This window comes from Endozoicomonas sp. ALC013, from assembly GCF_049310205.1.
Classification (GTDB): Bacteria; Pseudomonadota; Gammaproteobacteria; order Pseudomonadales; family Endozoicomonadaceae; genus Endozoicomonas.
The window spans coordinates 16,870-35,832 of sequence record NZ_JBLYNS010000040.1 but is presented as its reverse complement, the minus strand read 5'-3'; the positions used below and the strand labels follow the sequence as shown (position 1 = coordinate 35,832).

General features: G+C 49.5%; 12 protein-coding genes and 1 pseudogene. 7 read left to right on the top strand and 6 right to left on the bottom strand.

Annotated features, from left to right (window positions below; translation table 11 throughout):
- Nucleotides 1–440 precede the first annotated feature (440 nt).
- The 5 genes and pseudogenes from ACO6V1_RS09800 (at nucleotide 441) to ACO6V1_RS09780 (ending at nucleotide 7,162) form a co-directional block, all read left to right on the top strand.
- Nucleotides 441–2,000: a SulP family inorganic anion transporter gene (locus ACO6V1_RS09800; protein WP_422466703.1), complete on the top strand. Its 1,560-nt coding sequence runs from the start codon at nucleotides 441–443 to the stop codon at nucleotides 1,998–2,000.
- 165 nt (nucleotides 2,001–2,165) lie between these two features.
- Nucleotides 2,166–2,591, top strand: a complete 426-nt coding sequence (locus ACO6V1_RS09795; protein WP_422466701.1) for a DUF962 domain-containing protein — start codon at nucleotides 2,166–2,168, stop codon at nucleotides 2,589–2,591.
- Between the two features lie 269 nt (nucleotides 2,592–2,860).
- Nucleotides 2,861–4,792 (top strand): hypothetical protein, encoded by a 1,932-nt coding sequence (locus ACO6V1_RS09790; protein ID WP_422466699.1) that lies wholly within the window; start codon nucleotides 2,861–2,863, stop codon nucleotides 4,790–4,792.
- Nucleotide 4,793: 1 nt separating this feature from the next.
- Nucleotides 4,794–4,934: pseudogene (locus ACO6V1_RS09785) on the top strand (Mpo1-like protein); the annotation flags it as partial.
- 266 nt (nucleotides 4,935–5,200) lie between these two features.
- On the top strand, nucleotides 5,201–7,162 hold the full coding sequence (locus ACO6V1_RS09780) for a hypothetical protein (protein WP_422466697.1): 1,962 nt from the start codon (nucleotides 5,201–5,203) through the stop codon (nucleotides 7,160–7,162).
- A 34-nt stretch (nucleotides 7,163–7,196) separates the two neighbouring features.
- Here ACO6V1_RS09780 and recG read toward each other — a convergent pair whose 3' ends face one another.
- Together recG and ACO6V1_RS09770 are read right to left on the bottom strand one after the other, a co-directional pair.
- Complete coding sequence (recG, locus tag ACO6V1_RS09775; RefSeq protein WP_422466695.1) at nucleotides 7,197–9,281, bottom strand: ATP-dependent DNA helicase RecG; 2,085 nt, start codon at nucleotides 9,279–9,281, stop codon at nucleotides 7,197–7,199.
- Nucleotides 9,282–9,298: 17 nt separating this feature from the next.
- Nucleotides 9,299–10,207, bottom strand: a complete 909-nt coding sequence (locus ACO6V1_RS09770; RefSeq protein ID WP_422444096.1) for a hydrogen peroxide-inducible genes activator — start codon at nucleotides 10,205–10,207, stop codon at nucleotides 9,299–9,301.
- A 195-nt stretch (nucleotides 10,208–10,402) separates the two neighbouring features.
- On the opposite strand from ACO6V1_RS09770, the gene ACO6V1_RS09765 reads away from it, so the two are divergent.
- Complete coding sequence (locus tag ACO6V1_RS09765) at nucleotides 10,403–11,260, top strand: SDR family oxidoreductase (protein WP_422466693.1); 858 nt, start codon at nucleotides 10,403–10,405, stop codon at nucleotides 11,258–11,260.
- A gap of 669 nt (nucleotides 11,261–11,929) precedes the next feature.
- Here ACO6V1_RS09765 and ACO6V1_RS09760 read toward each other — a convergent pair.
- From ACO6V1_RS09760 to rpoZ, 3 genes are all read right to left on the bottom strand, one after another.
- Nucleotides 11,930–12,316, bottom strand: coding sequence for a RidA family protein (locus ACO6V1_RS09760; RefSeq protein WP_101748583.1), 387 nt, complete (start codon nucleotides 12,314–12,316; stop codon nucleotides 11,930–11,932).
- A gap of 175 nt (nucleotides 12,317–12,491) precedes the next feature.
- Complete coding sequence (gene spoT, locus ACO6V1_RS09755; RefSeq protein WP_422444239.1) at nucleotides 12,492–14,624, bottom strand: bifunctional GTP diphosphokinase/guanosine-3',5'-bis pyrophosphate 3'-pyrophosphohydrolase; 2,133 nt, start codon at nucleotides 14,622–14,624, stop codon at nucleotides 12,492–12,494.
- 85 nt (nucleotides 14,625–14,709) lie between these two features.
- The gene (gene rpoZ, locus ACO6V1_RS09750; RefSeq protein WP_066016900.1) at nucleotides 14,710–14,961 is read right to left on the bottom strand and encodes a DNA-directed RNA polymerase subunit omega; all 252 of its coding nucleotides are present in this window, start codon (nucleotides 14,959–14,961) and stop codon (nucleotides 14,710–14,712) included.
- 221 nt (nucleotides 14,962–15,182) lie between these two features.
- Here rpoZ and ACO6V1_RS09745 point away from each other — a divergent pair, with 221 nt between their 5' ends.
- Nucleotides 15,183–17,000, top strand: a complete 1,818-nt coding sequence (locus ACO6V1_RS09745; protein ID WP_422466691.1) for an aminopeptidase P family protein — start codon at nucleotides 15,183–15,185, stop codon at nucleotides 16,998–17,000.
- A 317-nt stretch (nucleotides 17,001–17,317) separates the two neighbouring features.
- Here the strand turns inward: ACO6V1_RS09745 and ACO6V1_RS09740 are convergent, their stop codons facing one another.
- Nucleotides 17,318–18,874 (bottom strand): hypothetical protein, encoded by a 1,557-nt coding sequence (locus tag ACO6V1_RS09740; RefSeq protein ID WP_422466689.1) that lies wholly within the window; start codon nucleotides 18,872–18,874, stop codon nucleotides 17,318–17,320.
- Nucleotides 18,875–18,963 lie beyond the last annotated feature (89 nt).

Genomic DNA, 18,963 nt, shown 5'->3' with positions numbered 1-18,963 from the left:
GTGACCGTTTGGGTCAGTCCGTGGAAGTGGGGCGCATTATACGGCAGATGTTTTATGTAACAACCTGAGGACAATACCTATAATTAAGCCACACTCCGAAGCAGGGGTGGCTGATAGCCTTTATGTAGGGGAGAGCCATGACATTGCCTTTACAAACCCCCTTCTTTAGAATGCCCTTCACAAAACAGACAATAGTTTGCGCCTGATTTAAAAGCGGCAAGTGGCTTCAGGATACTCAATCGTCCCAATGTGGCAGCAATGCTCCCAGCCAGCTTGCCGACACTCCATGTGTCTCGTTTGCTCCCGGTTCTTTTCACAATACTCCACCGGGCAGTAAGACATATGACAGCTCTACTATTCTCCAATAGTAAACAATCAATACCGGCACCTATATGCCGTTAACACCTTTCAAGACTCATATATATTACTGGAGACACCACTTGTTCGAACCCCACGCCAGAAACGTTGCCACCATAAAGAATGATCTTCTTTCCGGTTTAACGGTAGCACTTGCTCTTGTTCCAGAAGCTGTCGCCTTTGCCTTCGTTGCCGGGGTCGAACCTCTGGTCGGCTTATATGCCGCCTTTCTTGTTGGTCTGATTACAGCTGCCATTGGTGGCCGCCCGGGGATGATATCCGGAGCAACGGGCGCCCTGGCCGTGGTTATGGTCAGCCTGGTTGCCAGTCACGGGGTACAGTACCTGTTCGCGGCGGTGGTTCTGATGGGCATTATTCAAGTGCTCGCCGGCCTATTCAAACTCGGCAAGTTCATCAGAATGGTTCCCCATCCGGTGATGCTTGGCTTTGTAAATGGTCTGGCCATCGTGATCTTCCTGGCGCAGCTGAGTCAGTTTGGTGTTCAGGGTGAAGTCGGCTGGTTAACCGGCTCTTTCCTGGAAAATAGTGTTATTGATGTTGCCTGGATGAAAGGCAGTGAGCTCTATTTGATGCTCGGGCTGGTTGCCTTAACCATGGCCATCATCCATTTTCTGCCCAGGCTGACCACGGCCATTCCTTCTTCTCTGGCCGCCATCATTGTGGTCACCGCTCTCGCCCTCGGTTTGAATCTGGATACCAGAACCGTTGGCGATGTTGCCGGTATTGCGGGCGGGCTTCCGGCATTCAGCATTCCTTCAGTGCCGTTTACTTTTGAAACCCTGACGATCATCTTACCCTACTCTCTGATTCTGGCCGCTATCGGTATCATTGAGTCACTGCTGACCCTGAGAATGGTTGATGAAATCACCGAAACACACGGCAGCAGTAACCGGGAGTGTGTGGGTCAGGGTGTGGCCAATGTGGTTACCGGTTTCTTTGGCGGCATGGGTGGCTGTGCGATGATTGGCCAGAGTATGATCAATGTGAACTCTGGTGGCCGGGGCCGTTTGTCTGGTATTTCTGCGGCGTTATTCTTGCTGACCTTTATCCTCTTTGCTTCTTCATTAATCGAAATGATTCCGGTGGCTGCCCTGGTTGGTGTTATGTTCATCGTTGTTATCGGAACATTTGAGTGGAGTAGCTTCCGAATCATGAACAAAGTGCCCAAAGGGGATGCCTTTGTGCTGGTGCTGGTTTCGGTAGTGACCGTTCTGACCGACCTGGCTGTGGCGGTTATTGTCGGCGTTATTGTTTCTGCCCTGATTTTTGCCTGGGAGCATGCCAAACAGATCAAAATCACAAAACTGGAAGACCAGGATGGCTCAACGATTTATAAGGTGCATGGCCCACTCTTCTTTGGTTCCACCACACACTTTCTGACGCAGTTTTCGCCAAAAGACGACAACAGAGATGTGATTATCGACTTCCGGGACTCCAGGGTCTGTGACCATTCCGGGCTTGAAGCCATTGATACGCTGGCCGAGCGCTATATGAACAGTGGCAGGACGCTACACCTCCTTCACCTCAGCAATGACTGCAGAAAGCTGCTGAAAAAGGCGGGTAACCTGGTGGAAGTGAACGTCATCGAAGATCCCAAGTACTTTGTTGCTACCAATGCCTGATTATCATCCAGCATGACTCAGAGCCCGGACTTAACTCCGGGCTTTTTAATTGATGCAACTTTATACCCGTGGATAGCTGACCAGACACCAATTGAGAACCGTTGCACCAAATGATAAATTACCTCATGGTGTCAATAATAAGAAATATAAAGAGGCGTCATAGCTATGAAAACCGTCGAGCAGTGGTTCACGGAATATGGCGAAAGCCACAAGAATCCCATCAATAAATTGATCCACTGGATCTGTGTACCATCCATCCTTTTCAGCATTATCGGTATATTATGGGCATTCAGTCCTGTTGCCACCTGGGCGATGATGGCCGTTACCCTGCTGTTCTATTTCAAGCTCTCATTCAAGCTGTCCCTGGCAATGATTGTTGTCTTTGCCGCATCAGCAGCCATCTCTCAAGCACTTGGAGCTTATGTCTTACAGGCCTGTATTGCGATTTTTGTCGTCGCCTGGATCTTTCAGTTTATTGGTCACAAGGTTGAAGGGAAAAAGCCGTCGTTTTTTGAGGATCTGCAGTTTCTGTTGATTGGGCCATTGTGGTGCCTGGGCTTCGTGTTTAGAAAGCTCAATATCAATTATTGAATCCCTTCTTTTGAAGGGTGGACCACTGCTCATCGGGCCCACCCCTTGTCATGGTTGCCTCTTCAGCATCTTTCCAGCCCCCTTGGCTGGACAAGATCTGATCGAAAGCAGGTAACGCCTGTTTTATCGGTAACTTTCACAGGTATAAACAGTTGATCGCAGTTAAATTACGACATTTGTACTTTTGATTCTGCCTCGCAGATTGTGCCTGATAATCCTTGCAGCAGGACTATACTTGACTGCCTGAGTCACCTTGGGGGGTTAACATTATGCTACCTGCAACAGGGTTAAAGACCAGTACCGATGTCGATACAGCGGGCAATGAAATCAAGCCTGAAGTAGTCCGTGATATGGCTCGCTTTGATCACCGGTGGGTTCGCGTACCCCAAGAAGTGTTCGACAAAATCGCCAGCTATTTATCAATCAACGATATCAATAATTTTGGGCAAGCATCGACGACAACAGGCAATCGTCTGCGGTCATGCGGCCTGGCAGAGGTCCAATACTTCCTCTCCCTGACCAGGCAAAGGCAGTCTTCGTGCCGGGCAATCATTCAGTCCAGTCAGCGACTCCTTGAGCACCTCAGGACGTTGTCCATATTTTCTGTTCGACGCTTTCCTGCGCAACTGGGCCCGGCCTTTTACTCATTTTATGCCAGCCATTTGCGCCAGCAGATTCTTGATGGGGCAGCACTGACCCTTATACCCAGTGGCAGCATAAATTTTAAACCCTACAGGCATCTTCTGCGTGATCATATTCCCGTCATCATTGAGAGGAAGGTGGAGAATTACAGTGATATTCTGGCTCTTGAGCATGGTCACTGGGTCAGGAAAGCTGAAATCATACAAGATGATTTTGTCATTTCTGAACATCAGTATGCCGACCATATCTTATTTGTCCCGCAACCGGTAAGTGTTGAGTGGGCGGGACTTTTTCACCGCAACTACAGTGGTAAAGAGCATTTACTGTCTGTTTATGAATGCAGGAATGGTGAGTGGGTTGAGCAACAGCAACTGACAACGGGTGACGTTTTTCCTCAATCCAGGTTCAAGTCTATTAGTGAAATATACCTGTCACCTGATGCCAGGTCACTGGTCTGCATTAACACGGGGCGAACGGGTGCAATTCTTTGTCGTGGGACTGATGGTCAGTGGGTCAATAGAGGCAACATTAATACAAGTCGTAATCATTTCTGGCTGTTCAGTGCCGACAGCAAACATCTTGTGGTTTATGATGAATCATCCTTTACGCTGATGAGCCAGGCAGACGATGAATCCTGGTCACAAACGGGTGATATTACTGTCAGTGATCGTTATGAAGACCTGAAACTCACACCCAATGGCGAGAAAATGAGCGAGTATCAGTTTTCTCTGGAAGTGGTATTCAGCCCGGATAACCGTCATTTTGCCATATGGTTTGACGATGATTATGTTGAAGATGCTATTGAGCGAGATTATTTCTTTGTCGTTATTTTGGCCCCTGACCCCCTAGGGCAGTGGCGTGAAAAACAGAGAATTATAAAAACCTGCGAGTCGCCACGTAATTGCTACCATCTCAAACCCCATTTCAGCCCCGATGGTCGGCTTCTGATCATCACCAGTCAAGATAGTTTGGATATCTGGGAATTAAATACTGACGACCAATGGCTACCCGCTGTTCAGGAGGAGTCCCAATGCGGTTGTGGTGAGATTCACTTTTCTGCGGACCCCTGTGAATTCATCAGAAAGGAGTGGAAGAGCGTAACGATCTGGCGCAAGGCTGCGTCCGGTATGTGGGGCCAGACAGAAACATTTACGGCAAAGTCCCTGACAAAAATCAGTCCCAACGGTGAAACCATTGTGTGTAACGATCTTGCAGGCCATACGGATATCTATCAACGTAAACCTGTTGGTGATACCGCCGGTGAGTGGGTTCGGCAACGCTTCGAATTTTCCGTCACAAAAGCACGTTTCAATCAAGAAGGTTACTTGCTGGCTTTGGTTCCTGAAGTGGATTCGCACAGTCTGATTCTGTTCGGATTGACGGCAGAAGGGAGCTGGCTGCAAATGGCCAGCTTGCAAACAGAAAACTGGATTATGAAATTTTACTTCAGCCCGTGCAGCCGCACCATTCAGGTCTCCAGTTGGCACCCTGACAATGGCGATGTTGAAGTGCAAGAGGTGGTTTCCTTTTGGCAAATTTGTCAAGAATCCCACCAATAAATTGATCCACTGGATCTTTCAGTTTGTTGGTCACAAGGTTGAAGGGAAAAAGCCGTCATTTTTTGAGGATCTGCAGTTTCTGTTGATTGGGCCATTGTGGTGCCTGGGCTTCCTGTTTAGAAAGCTCAATATCAATTATTGAATTCCTTCTTAAAGTGGTGACCACTGTCGCTCATCCCTCCTTACCATGGCAATGGCCTCTTCAGCATCTTGCCAGCCACCCTGGCTGGACAAGATCTGATCGAAGGTAGTCTACACCTGTTTTATCGGTCGCTTTTACAGATGTAAAGAGTTGGTCGCGGAAAAGTACGACATTTGTCCTGTTAATTCTGCCTCACAGATTGTGCCTGACCATCCTTGCAGCAGGACTATACTTGACTGCCTGAGTCTCCTTGGGGGTTTAACATTATGCCACCTGCAATGAGGTTAAAGACCAGTACCGATATCAATACATTGGGCAATGAAATCAAGCCTGAAGTAGCCCGTGATATGGCTCGCTTTGATCACAGGTGGGTTCGCGTATCCCAGGAAGTGTTTGCCAAAATCGCCAGCTATTTATCAATTAACGAAATCAATAATTTTGCACAAGCATCGCCGACAACGGCTGATCGTCTGCGGTCATGCGGCCTGGCAGAGGTCCAGTACTTCCTCTCCCTGACCAGGCAAAGGCAGTCTTCGTGCCGGGCAATCATTCAGTCCAGCCAGCAACTCCTTGAGCACCTCAGATCGTTGTCTATATTTTCTGTTCGACGCTTTCCGGCGCAACTGGGCCCGGCGTTTTACTCATTTTATGCCAGCCATTTGCGCCAGCAGATTCTTGATGGGGCAGCACTGACCCTTATACCCCGTGGCAGCTTAAATGTTAAACGCTTTACCCATCATCTGCATGATCATATTCCCGTCCTCACCGAGAGGAAGGCGAAGAATTACAGTGATATTCTGGCTCTGGAGCATGGTCACTGGGTCAGGAAAGCTGAAGTCAAACACGATCACATTGCCAGTTTTAGTCATCAGAATGCCGACCATATTTTATTTGTCGCACAATCCGTTCCGGTAAGCTTCGGGAGTTCGGGATTTTTTCACTACGCTTACAGTGGCGAAGAGCACTTGCTGTCTGTTTATGAATGCAGGAATGGTGCATGGGTTGAGCAACAGCAACTGACAACGGGTGACGTTTTTCCTCAATGTCAGCCAAAGTTTATGACTTCCATGCACCTGTCACCTGATGCCAGGTCACTGGTCTGTATTAACATGGGACAAGCTGGTGCTATTCTCGGTCGGGGTACCGATGGCCGGTGGGTCAATAGAGGCAACATTCATACAGGTCTTAATCATAATTTACTGTTCAGTGCCGACTGCAAACATCTTGTGATTTATAGTGGATCATACATTACGGTGATGGGCAAGGCAGACGATGAATCCTGGTCACAAACGGGTGACATTATTGTTAAAGATCCTGATGATGACCTGAAACTCACACCCAGTGGCGATAAAGTGAGCGAGTATGATTTTGATCTCCAAGTGCTATTCAGCCCGGATAACCGCCATTTTGCCACATGGTTTGAAGATGCCGGCGATGATTGCTACAACGCTTCTATTCGACGAGATTATTTCTTTGTCGTCATTTTTGCCCCGGACCCGGAAGGGCAGTGGCGTGAAAAACTGAGAATTATTAAAACCTGCGATTGTCCAAGTCGTTATTACGATATTCAACCTGATTTCAGCCCCGATGGTCGCTGTCTGATTATCACCACTGAAGATGATCTGGATATCTGGGAATTAAATGCTGACGACCAATGGCTGCCTGCTGTTCAGGAGCCCCCCCCTTGCCGTGGTGGTATGATTCATTTTTCTGAGAAGCCTTATGAATTCATTAGAAAGAGGTGGTGGTGCTTAACAATCTGGCGCAAGGCGGAGTCCGGAATGTGGTGCCGGACACAAACATTTCCGGCTGAGTCCCTGACAAAAATCAGCCCCAGCGGTGAAACCATCGTTTGCAATGATCCTGCGGGCCATACGGATATCTATCAGCGTAAGTCTGTTGGTGAACCTGCCGGTGAGTGGGCCAGGCAACGCATCGAATTTTCCATCAAGGAAGCAGATTTCAATCAAGAAGGTTATCTGCTGGCTGTAGTTCCTGAAACAAATACTCACAGCCTGATTTTGTTCGCGTTGACGGCAGACGGGAGCTGGCAGGAAAGGGCCCGTTTGCAAACAAAAAACAGTATTGCGAAATTTTGCTTCAGCCCTTGCAGCCGAAGTCTTAAGGTCACCGGTTTGCCCCCTGAAAATGGAGAAGCTTTTGTGCCAGAGGTTGTTTCCTTCTGGCAGATCATGCCCGATACAGGTTCACGGGAGGCCGACCAATAATTAACTGACCTGCTGTGGATTCCCCTGAATCTGGTCAAACATTCGCGTACTCTTCCCCCTTGCTCAGCCAGCGATTCACCAACGGCTCTACCGCTTCTGGTGACTGGTGAATTAATTCCTGAGCAGCCGTGCGCACAGCCATCAGCAAGTCACGATCCCGCTCCAGATCGGCAACCCGAAATTGTGCCAGACCTGTTTGCCGGGTACCTAAAACCTCACCCGGGCCTCTTAGCTGCAGATCTTTTTCAGCGATCACAAAGCCGTCATTCGAATCCCTCATCACCTGTAAACGTTCCCTGCTTTGCCGGGATAAAGGCGCGTGATACATCAACAGACAGTGGCTGGCAATATTCCCTCGACCCACTCGCCCCCGAAGCTGATGCAACTGGGCCAGCCCCAGCCTTTCCGGGTTTTCAATGATCATCAGGCTTGAATTGGGTACATCAACACCCACTTCAATAACGGTGGTTGCCACCAGCAGGTGCAGATGCCCCTCCTTGAAAGCGTTCATAACCTCCGCCTTTTCAGTGGCTTTCATCCGGCCATGAACCAGACCTATAGACAACTCTGGAAGTGTTTCTCGCAATTGCTCTGCCGTCACTTCTGCGGCCTGACACTGCAATGCTTCAGACTCTTCGATCAGCGTGCATACCCAATAAGCCTGGCGTCCTTCAAGGCAGGCGGCCTTGAGGCGTTTAATGACCTCTTCACGACGGTCGTCACCTATAACGACGGTGTTGATGGGTGTCCGTCCCGGTGGCAGCTCGTCAATCACAGAAACATCGAGATCGGCGTAAGCACTCATGGCCAATGTTCTGGGGATCGGGGTGGCGGTCATAATCAGCTGGTCCGGCAGCCCGCCATTTTTTGCCCCTTTTTTCCGCAGTGCCAGGCGTTGATGAACGCCAAATCGATGTTGCTCATCAATCACCGCCATGCCCAGCTTATGGAATATCACATCGTCCTGAAACAGGGCGTGAGTGCCGACCACAACCATGGCTTCGCCAGAAGCGATCCGGGCTACAATCTCCTGGCGTTTTTTACCTTTGGTTTTTCCGGACAGGAAAGCCATGGAAATACCCAGCGGCTTAAGCCAGTTTGCGAAGTTAAGCTGATGTTGCTCCGCCAGAATTTCCGTTGGAGCCATCACTGCGGCCTGATAACCATTTTCTACCGCCTGCAGTGCTGCCAGCGCGGCAACAACGGTTTTGCCCGAACCGACATCCCCCTGCACCAGTCGCAGCATGGGCTTTTCCAGGGCCATATCCTGACTGATATCATCGGCCACTCGCTGCTGGGCAGAGGTCAGGGAAAAGGGAAGTTGTGCCAATAACTGTTGGGTTAACCGGCTTTTTGGTGGCATGGCAAAACCACCGATCGCCTGTACCCGCCTTCTGAGTTGCTGAAGACTGAGGTTATGGGCCAATAACTCCTCAAAAGCCAGACGTTGCTGGGCAGGATGCCGCCCTTCGCTGAGCAGTATCATCGACTCTTCCGGTGGCGGCTGATGCAGGAGTCGAACGGCTTCCTCCAGTGAGCTGAGGTGATATTGCTGCCGAATCTGCTCCGGGAGAAGCTCCTGCAGAGAGCTTTCATCGGCGAGCAGCTTCAATGCCTGCTCACACAAACTGCGGATTCGCTGTTGGGTCAGACCTTCTGTAGCCGGATAGACCGGCGTTAATGTCTCTTCAACGTCCGCCGGGGCATCGGCCTTGATCACCCGATATTCAGGGTGATACATCTCAAGCCCCGTAGCACCCCGCCGGGGTTCTCCGAAGCAGCGAATCTCAACCCCATGCCGGAGGTTGTTTTTCTGGGCAGCGGTAAAGTGAAAGAACCTCAGGCTTATGGAGCCGGACCCGTCGCCAACCCGGCAAAGCAGGCTGCGACGTTTGCCCATCACGATATCCGATGCCAGCACCTTCCCCTGAATCACCACATCGGTTTGAGGCTGAAGTGTGCCGATGGGTGTCACCCTGGTTCTGTCCTGATAACGCATTGGCAGGTGAAACAGCAGGTCCTGAATAGTGACAATGCCGATTCTGGCCAACTTCCCGGCCAGGGCATCACCAACGCCTTTTAACGTGGTTACCGGAATATCGTGTAATGACCTGTTCATACTCACCATAGGCCCACTTATTGATTAACCGAACACTGCCTCAAGGCATCAGAAAGCACATCAATTGCCTTCGGCCTCGGGAAGCTGGCGCGCCAGGCCAGGGCCACCGTCCTGCCAGGTGCTGGCGTACGAAATGGCCGGGTGCTGAGAATATTGGGCGCGTAGTGATGATCGACAACGGCTGACTGTGGCAGCACACTGATCCCCATACCCGACGCCACCATGTGTCGGATGGTTTCCAGTGAGGTTGCTTCAATACCACTGCCATCATCGCCCGCCTCTTTTTTACTGGCCAGCATCGGGCAGGCCTCCAGCACCTGGTCACGGAAACAGTGGCCTTCGCCCAGCAGCAGCAGCTTTTCCTGGGCCAGGTCAGCCGGATCAATTTCGCTCTGACGTTCCCAGGGATGACCACCTGGCAACAATACCCGGAAGGGCTCATCATAAAGCGGCCTGGTTAACACATCCGGTTCATTAAAGGGCAGGGCAATGATAATGGCATCCAGCTCACCCAGACGCAGTTTTTTGCGCAAAACAGCGGTAAAGTTTTCCTCAATATACAGCGGCATATTGGGGGCGGACTGTGCCAGTTGAGGAATCAGATGGGGAAAAAGGTAAGGGCCAATGGTGTAGATCGCGCCCACTCGCAGGGGAGAACTGAGCTGATCCTGACCGGTTTTCGCCAGTTGTTTGATGGCCGAGGCCTCTTCCAGAACTTTCTGGGCCTGACTGACGATCAATTCACCCATTGGGGTAACACGAACCGCATTCCGGGTTCGCTCAAACAGGGCAACACCCAGTTCATCTTCCAGCTTTTTGACCCCGACACTCAGTGTTGGCTGGCTGACAAAGCACTTACTGGCAGCTCTGCCAAAGTGCTGCTCCTGGGCAAGGGTGACAATGTAGCGAAGTTCTGTCAGTGTCATAATGATTTTCAACTGTTTTGATAAGACAGCTCGATAAACAGCCCTGAGTTCATATCAAGCCTTCAGCTCCTGAAAGCCCTGAAAGACTGGCAAGGATGCTCGTGCCATCTATAATACTGTAAATTTATACAGCCATATAAACGAAATTGCCATTATGTTTTTTCCGAAGATTATACCAACCAATAGACTATAGCTATGAATAAGCTCAATATACTGATTGCGGGTTGTGGCGATGTTGGCTGTGAACTCGCCCGGCAGTTAACCGCCATGAAATGCTTTAATGTCTGGGGGTTACGGCGAAATATTGCCAGGTTACCTGCTGACGTTAACCCCATCCGGGGTGACCTGTTTAATGCCAAAATGCTCGGTGACTGGCCTGAACAGATTGACTACGTGGTCTATGCCGCCGCCTCTAATGGACGAACAGAAGCGCATTATCAACAGGCTTACATTGATGGGCTGCAAAATATTCTTAACCGTCTGGTGAACGAGCAATACCAGCCAAAACGTATTTTTTTCACCTCCAGTACCAGCACTTTCCACCAGAGTAATGGCGAATGGGTGAACGAAACGTCGGCCATCCAGCCGGTGAAGTTCAATGGTCGAATCATGCTGGCCGCAGAAAAACAGTTACAGCATGCTCCCTTCCCTGGCACGGCCATACGTTTTGGCGGGATTTATGGGCCTGGCCGAAACCGGCTGATCAGCCGGGTGTTGAAAGGTGAAGGCTGCCCGATAAAGCCCGCCGTATACAGTAACCGAATTCACCAGAAAGACTGTGCCGGCATCATCGCCCACCTTATTCGGCGCGATATGGACCATCTGCCGGTGGATAACTTATATCTCGGCGTTGACAGTACCCCGGCGACCACGTTTGATGTGCTGCAATGGCTTGGTGAGCAGTTGAATGTGGCATTAGACAATAGCCATTATCCATCGCCACAAAGGGGTAATCGACGGTGCTCTAACCAGCGGATTATTGAGACAGGTTATAAATTTTACTTTCCTGATTACAAAAGTGGTTATACCAGCCTTCTCCATAACAGGGATTAAATCAGGCAGGTTCTGCGGGCAGACTGACAGCCAGCAGAGCCTGATCATCCACAGGCTAAAAAAACCTGAACGACCGTTAATACAGGCTTATTAACGGCTTACCAAGATATAATTCACAGAGTTATCCACAAGACAGGTTGATGGGCATGTCGAACCACAATTCGCTTTATTATTTTTGAACTATCGCTTTAAAAATCTTTCTAATGGTTATTAACCACTGGAAAGAGCACAAGATTGTGAGCGCCGCCCCATCAACTTCTGTCGCACCAATACACAACAGGGTGCAGAGCCTCAATGCAGAAAACACCAAGAGCACTTTGTCAGCGCATTGCCACTCAGGACGATCTGTTAATGAAATTGCCGGAGGGCAGGGTGATATAGCAATGCACTCATTACCGGCAGGGCAAGGCTGTATCAAGAATGAATCCGGCAAACATCACTCAGAAATTTTTGATATGCAATGGCAGAGCCACTGCCAGTTCTATTCTGAGTGCTCACACTGCCTGAGACTTCAGACTAAGCCCAGTATCGACAACGCAACTCGACCCATTGTGATTATTGATACATCAGAAAGCTGCCAAAGAATCAAACCAAAAAGCAATGTTCGCCGCAGAATATTCGTAAAGCCCCTGACTCAAGATGACCAGGAGCTGCTATCACTGCAAAAACTTATTTCAGTTCCAGAATAGCCTCTACCTCAACCGGTACACCTTTTGGCAACTCTTTGACACCAATAGCGGCACGGGCAGGATAAGGCTGTTTAAAAAACTCAGCCATGACCTCATTGACTTCAGCAAAGTTCGCCATATCGGTCAGGTAAATTGTCACCTTGGCAGCATCGCCAAGGGTTCCGCCAGCCGCCATGGCAATGGCTTTCAGGTTTTCAAAGCAGAGGCGGGTCTTCTCCTTAAAGCTTCCCTCCAGTAATTCCATGGTGTCTGCAACCAGTGGAATCTGGCCCGAGATATAAACAGTGGTTCCTGCTTTTACCGCCTGAGAATAGGTACCAATAGCTTTGGGTGCCTTATCAGTATTAATCGTCTGTCGGTTACTCATCGATCTACTCTCTTAAGCTTGGGAATCAGAAGCCCATGGAAAAAAAGAAAAAGAAGACACCCGATACTAGGGTGTAAACATTATTTTTCAAGGATTTAGAGCGATATTTACGGGATACTGTGTTTTTGCGGTGCAGCATCCGGTTTTTTCTTGTAATGCTTTAATTCACAGACGTTTATGAATCCCGGCGTCGTCGAATAATCGAGTAAACCCCTTTAATAACCCGAAGTCGTTTAATAATTTTGGCCAGATGCACCCGGTCACGAACACTGAGCAACAACTGAACAATGCTGCAACGGGAGTCCTGCTCGACCATACTGATCTTCTCAATATTGCCTTCCACTGCGGTAATGGCGGTAGCCAGGGAGGCAATCATACCACGGTGATGCTCCAGCTCTACGCTGAGTTCTACGGTAAACTCACCGGAGACGTCCTTATCCCACTCAACTTCCAGAACCTTCTCCGGGTTATGTCGAATTTCAGAGACATTCGGGCAGGTATCCGTATGAATAACAATGCCACGGCCCGAGCTGACATGGCCAACCACCGGGTCTCCCGGTATTGGATAGCAGCACTTGCCAAAGCTGATGACCATGCCTTCAGAGCCACGAATGGAGAGCGGTTTCTCACTGTTGGACAGGTCCAGCTGACTCTTGTTCTCAGGCAGGCTGCCGGGCTCAACCAGTATCTTGGCAACGATATAGGCCATACGGTTACCGAGACCAATATCTTCCAGCAGCCCATCAAGGTCATCCAGTTCAAACACGGACAGTTGCTGGCGAATGACCTGTTCACTGATTTGCTCAAGGCTGCTGTCAAAACTGACCAGTGCTTTGCTCAGCAAGCGTCGGCCCAGGGCAATTGACTCATTTCTGCGCTGATGCTTGAGGAAGTGGCGAATATTGGACCGCGCTTTACCCGTGACAACAAAATTCAACCAGGCCGCATTGGGTCGTGCGCCCGGTGCGGTAACCACTTCAACCGTTTGGCCACTCTGCAACGGCTGACTGAGTGACGCCAGACGTTTATTGATACGACAGGCTACACAGGTATTCCCCACATCGGTATGGACGGCATAAGCATAGTCAACCGCTGTCGCACCTTTGGGCAGCTCTAAAATATGCCCTTTGGGGGTAAAGACATACACCTCATCCGGGAAGAGATCGATTTTCACGTTCTCGATAAACTCCAGAGAGTCTCCGGCATTTTTCTGCAGTTCCAGTACGCCTTTGAGCCACTGCCGGGTTCTGGCATGACTGCCGGACAGCGCTTCTTCTCCGGACTTGTAAAGCCAGTGGGCAGCAATGCCGTTATTGGCCATGTCTTCCATTTCCTGGGTCCGGATCTGGATTTCTATGGGCACACCGTGCATACCAAACAGGGTGGTATGAAGCGACTGGTAGCCATTGGCTTTCGGGATGGCAATGTAATCTTTGAACCGCCCGGGAATGGGCTTATAGAAGTTATGGACAATGCCCAGCGCCCGATAGCAGCTGTCTACCTTGTCCACAATGATTCGGAACGCAAACATGTCCATGATGTCGTCAAAGGACTTACTCTGGTTCTTCATCTTGCTGTAGATGCTGTACAGATGCTTTTCACGACCCACTACCCGGCCTTTCAGGCCTTCTTCTTCCAGACGGGCAGCAATCGCCTGCTGAACCTGGCTGACCAGGTCTTTACGGTTGCCACGGGCATTACGCACCGCCTGTCGAATCAGCCGGGCCCGCATGGGGTACATGGCAAAGAAGCCCAGATCCTCCAGCTCTATTCGGAGCGTGTGCATGCCAAGACGGTTGGCAATTGGCACATAGATATCCAGCGTTTCCTTGGCTATACGACGGCGCTTGTCAGGCCTCAGCACACCCAGCGTGCGCATATTGTGGAGGCGGTCTGACAGCTTAACCAGAATGACGCGGATATCCTTGGCCATGGCCAGCGCCATTTTCTGGAAGTTTTCTGCCTGGGCCAGCGTCTTGTTTTCAAAGTTCATGTGGGTCAGCTTACTGACCCCATCCACAAGGTCCGCAATCACATCACCGAACTGCCCGGCAATGTCCTGCTTTTCGATACCGGTGTCTTCAATGACATCGTGCAACATGGCGGCCATCAGGCTCTGATGGTCCATGTGCATATCGGCAAGAATGGAGGCTACTTCCAGGGGGTGAATAATGTACGGATCGCCGCTGCGGCGGGTTTGTCCGTCATGGGCCTGCTCCGCATAATAGTAGGCCCGACGAACCAGGTTGACCTGCTCGGGATTCAGATAGGACTTCAAGCGGCCGGCAAACTCATCGATGGTCAGCAAAGTCCGCTCCTTAAGCGCAGATCATCCATTGCACCTTCTTATCTTCTAAAGCTTGTGATCCAAAGATAGTACGAAGGTAAAACGCTTATTGTTCTACACCAGCGAGAAACATTGCTGCTTCGTCGTCATCAACCGTGCGGTCATCAACGGAAAGAGGGGTTACCAGGCCTTCGGCGATTTCACGCAGAGCCACCACGGTTGCCTTATCATTTTCCCAGTCTACCTTGGGGTCCTTGCCACCAATGGTCAGCTGGCGGGCACGCTTGGAGGCGACCATCACCAGTTCAAAGCGGTTATCTACGTTATCCAGACAGTCTTCTACAGTTACTCGAGCCACGTTTTACTCCATCAATTAGAATCAGGTTCAGAAACAGAACCTTAATGCCGGTTTGCCTGACCCTTTAGTGTACTTTACGACCTGTAGCCAGACAAGCTTTAGCAGGGTTAGTGTTTGCTCCATAAAGGGTGCGGATTATAGTATTCGTAAGCATCATCTAAGCAGAAAAAAACCCTGCCCAACACTAACTCGCCGAATGGCCAAAAGCCTGGAATAGATACATGATGAATACCCCGAACCGCTCTGACTCAACCAAGAGCCCAAAGAGCACCAAAAAGCTGCAAGATCTGCGTGGCGCAATGGCTGAATATGGCATTGACGTCTGGATTATTCCGTCTTCCGACGCCCATAACAGTGAGTATGTAGCCCCCCACTGGGAAGGGAGGGCCTGGCTCTCTGGCTTTACTGGCTCTGCTGGTACGATGGTAGTAACACAGGATAAAGCAGCCCTGTGGACAGACGGGCGCTACTTTATTCAGGCCTCAGAACAGCTGGCAGGCTCAGAAATCACCCTGATGAAAGATGGTCAGCCCGGCGTCCCATCAATGGTTGACTGGGTGACAGAAGCAGTCTCTGAGCAGGGTTGCATTGGCTTCGATGGTGCCACTCTGAGTCTGAGCCACGTCAGAAATCTCGAAAAGAAACTGGCGGCTAAATCCGTTACGTTGAAATTTGATCACGATCTGCTGAATGGTATCTGGACCGACAGGCCAGCACGGCCTGCTGAGCCCGTCTTTATTCACCAGGATACCTATGCCGGTAAAACCCTCACAGAGAAGGTTACAGAGGTTCGAGAGATTCTCAAGGAGCGAAAAGCAACAGAGCTTCTTATCACCACACTGGATGATATTGCCTGGCTGTTTAATCTGAGGGGGTCTGATATTGACTGTAACCCGGTATTTCTTGCCTATGCACTGATTTCACCGGACAGCATCACGCTGTTTACCAACAAAGAGCGAATAGCAGCGGATGCGCTGTCAGCCCTGGCCAAGGCTGGTGTAGAGCTGGCGGCCTATGATGACGTCCTGGATAGGTTGTCAACGCTTGCGGATAGCACCCGCCTGATGATCAACCCGGCCACCACGGGTTACCAGCTGGCCTCCGCGATTCCTGCATCGATTCACCTGATCGAAGACAGATTGCCCACCACCGACCTGAAGTCCATCAAAAACAGCACTGAGATAGAGCGGATGAAGGAGTGCCATCGTCGTGATGGCGCTGCCATGGTTCGCTTTATCCGTTGGCTGGAAACCAATATTCCCACAGGGCAGCTGAATGAAGTCAATATTGATGAACAGCTGCTGCAGTTCCGCTCAGAGTCAGAGCATTTCCGGGGGGTCAGCTTTCCCTCGATTGTCGGTTATGCCGCCCATGGTGCTATCTGTCACTATCGGGCGGATGAAGAGTCTGCTTACTCCATTCAAACCAAAGGGTTGCTGTTAATCGACTCAGGCGCTCAATACCCGGATGGAACAACGGATATCACCCGCACATTTGCCTGCGGTGAGATGACGGATGAGGAGAAGAGAGACTATACCCTGGTGATGAAAAGCCATATCGCCCTGGCAACGGCCAGGTTCAAGGAGGGAACACGGGGAATACAGCTGGATGCCATTACCCGGCAGCCTTTGTGGAGTGAAGGTATCGACTTTAATCACGGCACCGGCCACGGAGTGGGCTATTTCCTGAATGTGCATGAAGGCCCCCAGAGCATCAGCCCGAGATGGTTTGACGTTGCCCTGAAGCCCGGCATGCTGGTGACCAACGAGCCCGGCATTTACCGTGATAACAAACATGGTGTCAGGCTTGAGAATATTATGCTGATCGCGGAGGACATTGAGAATGAGTTTGGCAAGTTCTATAAACTCATCCCGATGACCCTTGCGCCCTTTGACACTCGCCCGCTGCTGAAAGATTTGATGACGGATACAGAAATTAACTGGCTGAATGGGTACCACGAAATGGTCAGGGAGGCGCTTTCACCTGAACTTCAGGGGCAAGATTTTGAATGGCTGAGGGAAGCGACCAAGGCTTTGTAAAATAAGGAAACAACACTATACCGCTCGCTGGCATAACAAAAGGCTAGTGCATGGTTTTTGACGTGTACAATCTCCGTTCACCCTGAGCGGAGTCGAAGGGTGCTTGGCACAATCTATCAGAGTCCGGAGTTTCCGCCTTTAGGCCCTATGGGTCCTTCGACAGGCTCAGGACTAACGGAGTGCGGAGGCACAACAACCCGTCAAACTCATTGAAACCATGTACTAGTGCGTAGTTTATAGCCAGATTGATTAAAGCCCGGAGACTCCCATATTCTGTAGCTGGGCAAATGGAACCCAATATTATTTCATTGGGTTTACTACTTATCCTCAATTCTGTGCTTCTCAGCAACGTCTTCAAAGAACTTGATCAGATCCTTAACAGCGGCCTGGTTCTTAACATCAGAAGGCTTGTGCTGAATAGCTGCAGGAGCTTCTGGATTGTGATCCTCCTTATCAATAGCTTCTTTTAATACTTCCGTGACTGAGGTCGACCGTTTATTAGCTTCAGGGCTCTTTTTCCTGTGCACAGGCTTACGTGACCCACTGTTTCTATCAAAACTTGTTTTATCATCAACTTTATGAGTTGGCACTGCATCATTTTTATGCACAGGTAAAGGTTTTAAGTCAGAAGATTCTTTTATACCCCCAAGAAGCCCTGAAACCTCTTCATTCAGAAGTAAAAAAAGGTCGGTTCTTTTTTTCAGATAAACATCTTCCGCTTGAATACCCTTTTTCTGGTTGGCTGCATTTTTAGCTATAGACTCAGCTTTACTACGAAGGGTTGAATCCATCTTCCCCATTATTTGGTTAACCAACTTCTCTCCTTCATCAAAATTTACTTTATTTTTTTGCTTTAATTGTTTCTTTAAGCCAACCCTGATTTCAGACCTGACTTGCTTCATCATAATTTCATAGCAGCTTTGGAAAAACTCTTTTTGGCCATGCATCCCCCCTACTTCTTTAGACACCAGCAGTTGATGCTTTCTCTCTAAATCAGCCCGTTCAATACCCGCAGATTTGATTCTGTGTTTCAGGCCTTCCGCCTCACCTTTTTTTGAACCAGCTAACTTCGTCTTCAGACTAGAAATTTTATTGTCTAAATTTCTTATGTCAGCAGTGTATTTATCCACAGAAATAATTTGAGTATTCAGGCAGGAGCCAAAAAGAAACGCTTTATCCTCTGGGGTCATCATTCCAAGGGAAAGAACGGCTGTCACCTGGCTGTTTACAAACTCAGCAGAAGAGGTTTTCAGGCCACTCAGCATTTGTTGAAGAAGCTCTGCTGTTAAACCAAGCGTTTTTTCCTTATCCTTATCCCGACCAGCGGTAAATTCAAAGCTCATTACCTTGGCAGACAGTTTTACAACGTCGTTATATAACTGCTCTCTTATTTCTGGTGAAGGAGGAGCCTCTCTGGAGTAAGATCTCCTCAGCAGCTGGAAATACTTTTGGATTGCACCTCTTGCCTCTTCTGCTGATTTAGCCTTGATCCCTTTGTTAGCCACTTTGGAAAGGAATTTTGGTGGTTTATCTCGATCAGACTGATGACTTTTCTCACCATTACGCTTCATAAAAGTGTCAGAAAGATGATCCAGAGCATCGACCTGTTTTGGCTTTATTGCTGCATGATCAACCTGGTAATGTTCAGTATTCGTTTTTCTAATTTGACTGTCACAGGAGACACTACCAACTTTATGATGATTATCCTGTGCGGAATTCTGACCTTTGTCAGACTTCTGATGTTTCTGATCATACCTTGGAACGTTTCCACCAGGTACTCTGTTCACACCCATAGCATTACTTCCTTTTAATTCTATGGATTTAAATATAGCTTGTTGCTTAAAGCTGATAAGTAGCTGGCCAAATGGGATCATATATTTCTACCTGAATGAACAGTCACTATGCAAGGACAACACAGGGAGCATAGCCGTTACATGACCCAAGTTGTAACGCCACGGAGTGA